This is a genomic window from Marinilabilia sp., assembly GCF_016278715.1.
Taxonomy (GTDB): Bacteria; Bacteroidota; Bacteroidia; order Bacteroidales; family Marinilabiliaceae; genus Marinilabilia.
On record NZ_JADQBH010000277.1, the window covers coordinates 1 to 5,034 of the forward strand.

At 37.7% G+C, this 5,034-nt stretch carries 5 protein-coding genes; 1 reads left to right on the top strand and 4 read right to left on the bottom strand.

The window, feature by feature from the left end:
• Positions 1–44: 44 nt before the first annotated feature.
• Both QZZ43_RS16835 and QZZ43_RS16840 read right to left on the bottom strand, forming a co-directional pair.
• On the bottom strand, positions 45–794 hold the full coding sequence (locus tag QZZ43_RS16835; protein ID WP_291861767.1) for a LytTR family DNA-binding domain-containing protein: 750 nt from the start codon (positions 792–794) through the stop codon (positions 45–47).
• Positions 791–2,578 carry a sensor histidine kinase gene (locus tag QZZ43_RS16840; protein WP_291861769.1) on the bottom strand — a complete coding sequence of 596 codons (1,788 nt, stop codon included), beginning with the start codon at positions 2,576–2,578 and terminating at the stop codon, positions 791–793. The genes QZZ43_RS16835 and QZZ43_RS16840 overlap by 4 nt, the downstream gene beginning before the upstream one ends.
• 368 nt (positions 2,579–2,946) lie before the next feature.
• On the opposite strand from QZZ43_RS16840, the gene QZZ43_RS16845 reads away from it, so the two are divergent.
• Positions 2,947–3,834, top strand: a complete 888-nt coding sequence (locus QZZ43_RS16845) for a DMT family transporter (RefSeq protein WP_291861770.1) — start codon at positions 2,947–2,949, stop codon at positions 3,832–3,834.
• Positions 3,835–3,836: 2 nt separating this feature from the next.
• Here QZZ43_RS16845 and QZZ43_RS16850 read toward each other — a convergent pair whose 3' ends face one another.
• Both QZZ43_RS16850 and QZZ43_RS16855 read right to left on the bottom strand, forming a co-directional pair.
• Positions 3,837–4,175, bottom strand: a complete 339-nt coding sequence (locus QZZ43_RS16850) for a type II toxin-antitoxin system RelE/ParE family toxin (RefSeq protein ID WP_291861773.1) — start codon at positions 4,173–4,175, stop codon at positions 3,837–3,839.
• Positions 4,176–4,368: 193 nt separating this feature from the next.
• Positions 4,369–5,034 (bottom strand): DMT family transporter (locus QZZ43_RS16855; protein ID WP_291861774.1); only part of this gene is annotated, 666 nt, incomplete at its 5' end.

Here is a 5,034-nt window from a genome sequence, read left to right on the forward strand (position 1 = left end):
ATTTTTTTTAGAAATAGGTAACCATATTCGTGAGGAACTAAAATCTATTGGTCCAGCCATTTCTTGAATTCAGTGAGTCGTTGAATGCTCACAAATGAATCTATGGGAACCGGAACCTTTAGTTCAACTTTTATGCTTCTATTAGACATAAAGTACATCTTATTGATAGTTGCATAGTTTATTATCATCTGTCGATTGATTCTGAAAAACTTCTTTGGTGAGAGTTCTTTTTCAATTTGTTCAAGGGGTTGAATAATATCATAGGTGCTCTTGTCGAAGCAAATCAGGAATAACGATTTATTCAGAATATAAAATGCTGCAATTTCTGAAACTTCAATGGATTTTAGTTTATCGCCGTAATTAACTGAAATACGTTGCCTGTAATCAGGTTCTTTATTTTGCAATAAGCTATTCAAGGAGTTATAATCGGGTGTTGTCTGTAATTGCAAGGATAAAAACTTTTGGATGGCTCTTTTTAAATCAGCAATTTTAATAGGTTTTATAAGATAGTCTATACTATTTAGTTCAAAGGCTTTTATCGCAAATTGGTCGTACGCAGTGGTAAGTATTACAGGGGTAGTAATTTTAATCTTTTCAAAAATCTTAAAACTTAAGCCATCAGACAGGTGAATGTCCAGAAGTATTAAATCAGCTTTGTTTTTTGATAACCAGCAAATGGATTCTTTTACAGAAGAACATACTCCTGCAATGGTAAACTGGGTTTCCGTTTCAGACAAGATCGAAATTAGATTCTGGACAGCCAGATATTCATCTTCAATGATTAAAATATTCATGAGTTGGGTACTCTTTTAAGAACAGGGATCGTTGCTACAAAGTTTTTTTCATCTTTAGTAAAGCTGCACTCAATATCTGAGATAATGCCATACCTGGCTTTTAGATTTTTGAGCCCCATTCTGTTTGACTTGGGTTGATAATTTAATTTGTTTATCGGGTTTTTTACAAAAATTGAAGTGCCATCAATACAAATATTAATGTGCAAAGGGTTTTTGTCCGATATTTCGTTATGTTTAATGGCATTTTCAACCAAAATTTGTATCGATAAAGGAACCACAAAAACACCTGATAAGTCAATATCTGTTTCAATATTCAGGCTAAGGCTTTTTCCATATCTCATCTTTTGTAAAAAGAAATACGAATTCACAAAATCAATTTCTCTGTTTAGTTCAATAACCGTTTTGTTGTTTGCGTCAAGCACAAATCTGTAAATGGACGAAAACTTTTCGATAAATGTAAGAGCTGCTTTTTCATCACTTCTTATTAAGGCTGATAATGCATTTAAACTATTAAAAAGAAAATGAGGATTCACCTGGTTCTTGAGAACTTCGTATTGAGCAATTATTCTTTGATTTTCGAGTAATAATATTTTGTTTTTGGTTTGTTGAATTTCTACTTCGTAGGTAATGTTTTTCTGACGACTATTGTAAAGGACTTTTTCGATATACTGGGCAAATGATAAAGCCAAAAGCAACATGCCGTATGAACTCAAGTCATCGGCAATGAAAAACACATTAAAAACAGCAAAGACATCCAATATTACCAGCGAAAACAACAAGCAAAGTGCCAACACCGGGATTCTGAAGTCTTTAATTTTATATAAATCTCTTACAAATAATATATGAACAAATAGAATGATATCGATAACAACCAGAATCCAAAACAAAATCTGGAAAAACTCAAATTGGAAAAGGAATATACTGGATGCTGCATAGGCCAAATGTAGGGCAATCATAATCTTTATGGCTAAAGTTTTACTGTAGCCCGAAATACTTCCAACAATCCCCAGAATGCCTATAGGAACCAGATTCTCAATTACAATCATTGAACCAAAATAGAAAGAGGGGAGAATATTAAATATCAAATGGATGTCTTCCAAAAGAAAAATATACCCCTGTGAACCTGCAAAAAGAAAATACCATACCAATAAATAAACCGGTTTCTTTAAACGAATAAAAAAAGCGGCTAGTGAAAGTAGGGCAGTGAAAATTAAAAAAAGTCCCATTACGTTTTCTGCAATTCCATCTTTTATTTCTTTTCGGTTTTTAGCCACAGCCAATCTCCCTAATTCATCACCCTCCCCAACCAATACTGCACTAAAACTGGTAGCATCAAGATAGCTTTTAAAAGGAATTCTTAATACAAAAACCGATGAATCAAGAGGGGGTTTTAGCGGAATGAAATGGGAATCGTAAAAATGAGTAGTTGATTTGCTTGACAAGGGGGCCAAAGCCGAATAAATCAGAACTGAGTCACGGTATATTTCAAAGCCACTTGAATACCCTATGAGTAATAGTGTTGGATTATGATAATTTTTGCCCCTATATTTTTGTTTGAATAATACCTGGTTTTTTCCATTGATATCCGATAGTTCAATTTGTCTTGATTTGTCCCAACCTGAAGTGTCAGTTATGTGAGGAACTATCTCCTTGTTATTTTCAAGGTATATTATTTTATGTTTGGAATCATTGAAAAGTGAATCACAAAGTGGTTTTGCAACCGATATAGATTCTATGAATGAAAAAACTAAAAGAATCGAAAATTTGCAGAAAATTGGCTTCATGTTTCTGATTATGAGACAAAAATAATCAAATAAAAATGGATGCAAACTAATTCTCCGTTGTTTGTTTGAGGTTTTAAAGATTTGTTGTTCTGTTTTTTGCAACGGAGAAGGATGAGAAACCTAGTGTACCGGTGAATTGCGAAAGTAGTGGACTGGATATTTTGTTACCTTTGCAGCAAAATAGGCATCCTAAATCCCCCAATGGTTTTCCTGGTAAAAGGAGGTTGATTCGAGATTTGAACTTCAAAATTATAAAGGGATAGTAAGGTGACAGGGTGATAAGTTATTGGGACTTCTCTAAACTAATTGCTCATAGATAATTGTTATTGATAATTGTTCATAGATAACTGCTCATTGATAATTGAACTATGTGGCTGATACTAACACTTGCATCTGCGTTTTTTCTTGGATTTTACGATATTCTCAAAAAGGTCTCACTGAAAGAGAATGCGGTGTGGCCGGTGCTGTTTTTTGGTGCCCTCACCAGTAGCATTATATTTCTTCCGTTGCTGATACTGTCTAATCAGGGAATTCTGGAAGCCGGCGATATGGTGTATGTACCGCAGATGACCGCCAGTGAACACTGGATGGTGTTGTTGAAAACGGCCATTGTTCTTACCTCCTGGGTGTTTAATTATTTTGCTTTGAAGCACTTGCCGTTGACTATTGTTGCCCCTGTCCGGGCCACCGGTCCGCTCTGGACTTTAATTGGTGCCATCATCATTTTCGGAGAACAACTGAATCTGTTCCAGTGGGGCGGTCTGTTACTGACTCTCTTCTTCTTCTTCCGTTTTTCTACAGTCGGCAAACTGGAAGGACTTTCATTTCGCAACAACAAATGGATGTGGTTTGTAATTATCGGGACTCTTGCCGGAGCTGTCAGTGCATTGTACGATAAACATATTCTTCGTCAGATGGACAGGGTGGCTGTTCAGGCCTGGTTTTCCTTTTATCAGGTGGCGCTCTTGCTTCCCATTTTGTGGATAGTCCGTCGCAAGCGGCCATCGCGTACACCTTTCTTCTGGCGGTGGACGATTCCGCTTATCGGATTATTTCTGGTTATTGCCGATTTCTTCTATTTCTATGCCATTAGTGAGCCCGAATCGCTCATTTCAGTCATTTCAGCCCTTCGCCGCAGCAGTGTGATTGTTCCATTCGTGTTTGGTGCTCTGATGTATGGGGAGAAGAATGTGAAGAAAAAGGCGATTTTTCTGGGAGGAATTTTGGTTGGTATTGTGTTGTTGCTGCTGGGGTAAAATTATGGGGTGATTTTTCTTGAAGTTTTGATTTTAGAAATACTTCTTTTTGAATGAAGTATGCGTAGAAGTTGAATTTCTTTTTGGGTAATTCTGTAAATTACTAAATGAGCATCAAGAATAATCCATCTGTACATTCTTGATTTAGTTCTGAGATATCGGCATTCAGGAAAAATGAGATAATTCTCTGGCAGCTTTTCTATCAACATCCAAATTTCATCTTCATATTTTGCAGCCTGATTGTCTCCAAATACATACTGCCCATGCTGGTAGATATCATCCAGATCAATTAAGAATTCCTTTGAAATGGCTATTTTTTTAGGGACCTCTTTTTCCGCCATTCCTTTAGAATTTTCTTTGATTCTTCTATTGTATGGAAATGCCCTTTTTCTGCTTCAGAGATGCCTTTCTCAAACTCTTTCTGCGAAAGTGGATGGCCGGGTAAAGACCACTCATTAGTTGTTATTTTTTTTTCTTGAATGCTCATAATCAAAGAATTTCTTGAAACAAAGTTAAGGAAAATACACCTGACTATCAAAACACAAAAAACACCACAACCCCCGCCACAGCAATAAAGGCCCCAATCACCTCTTTGGTGGTAATTTTTTCTTTAAAAATATAGCGTGCCGGCAGGATAATCATTACGGGCGTTAGGGCCATTAATGTGGAGGCAATTCCGGTGGTGGTGTATTTTACGGCCAGCAGACTAAATGAAACGCCCAGAAAAGGGCCAAAGAATGCTCCGATAGAGATGCGTCCCATGGCCGATTTGTTCCTCAGAGCGGCCCACACATTGCCCCATCGGCGCCAGCCAAAAAAGACAAGAATAAAACCAACGATACCGGCAATCACTCTTATTTGAGTGGACATAAAAGCATCCAGATCTCCCATTCCCAGTTTACTCAATACCAGTCCAAGGGCCTGACCTGCAGCTCCGCCAAATGCAAGGAGAAGTCCGGCTAACGGGAAATTGAGCGACAGACGTTTCCCTTTTATGGGGCGGCCCAGAATAACCAGTGCAATACCCAAAATGGTGAGGGCCATCCCAAATGTACTGATAAGTGTCATTTCCTCACTTAGAATGAGCCAGCCGAAAAGTGCTGCCAGGGGGGGAGTGAGCGCCATTATCAGCATAGATACCCGGGCGCCAGTGACCACAAAAGCCTGAAAAAGCAGGAGGTCGCCAATGACAAATCCCAC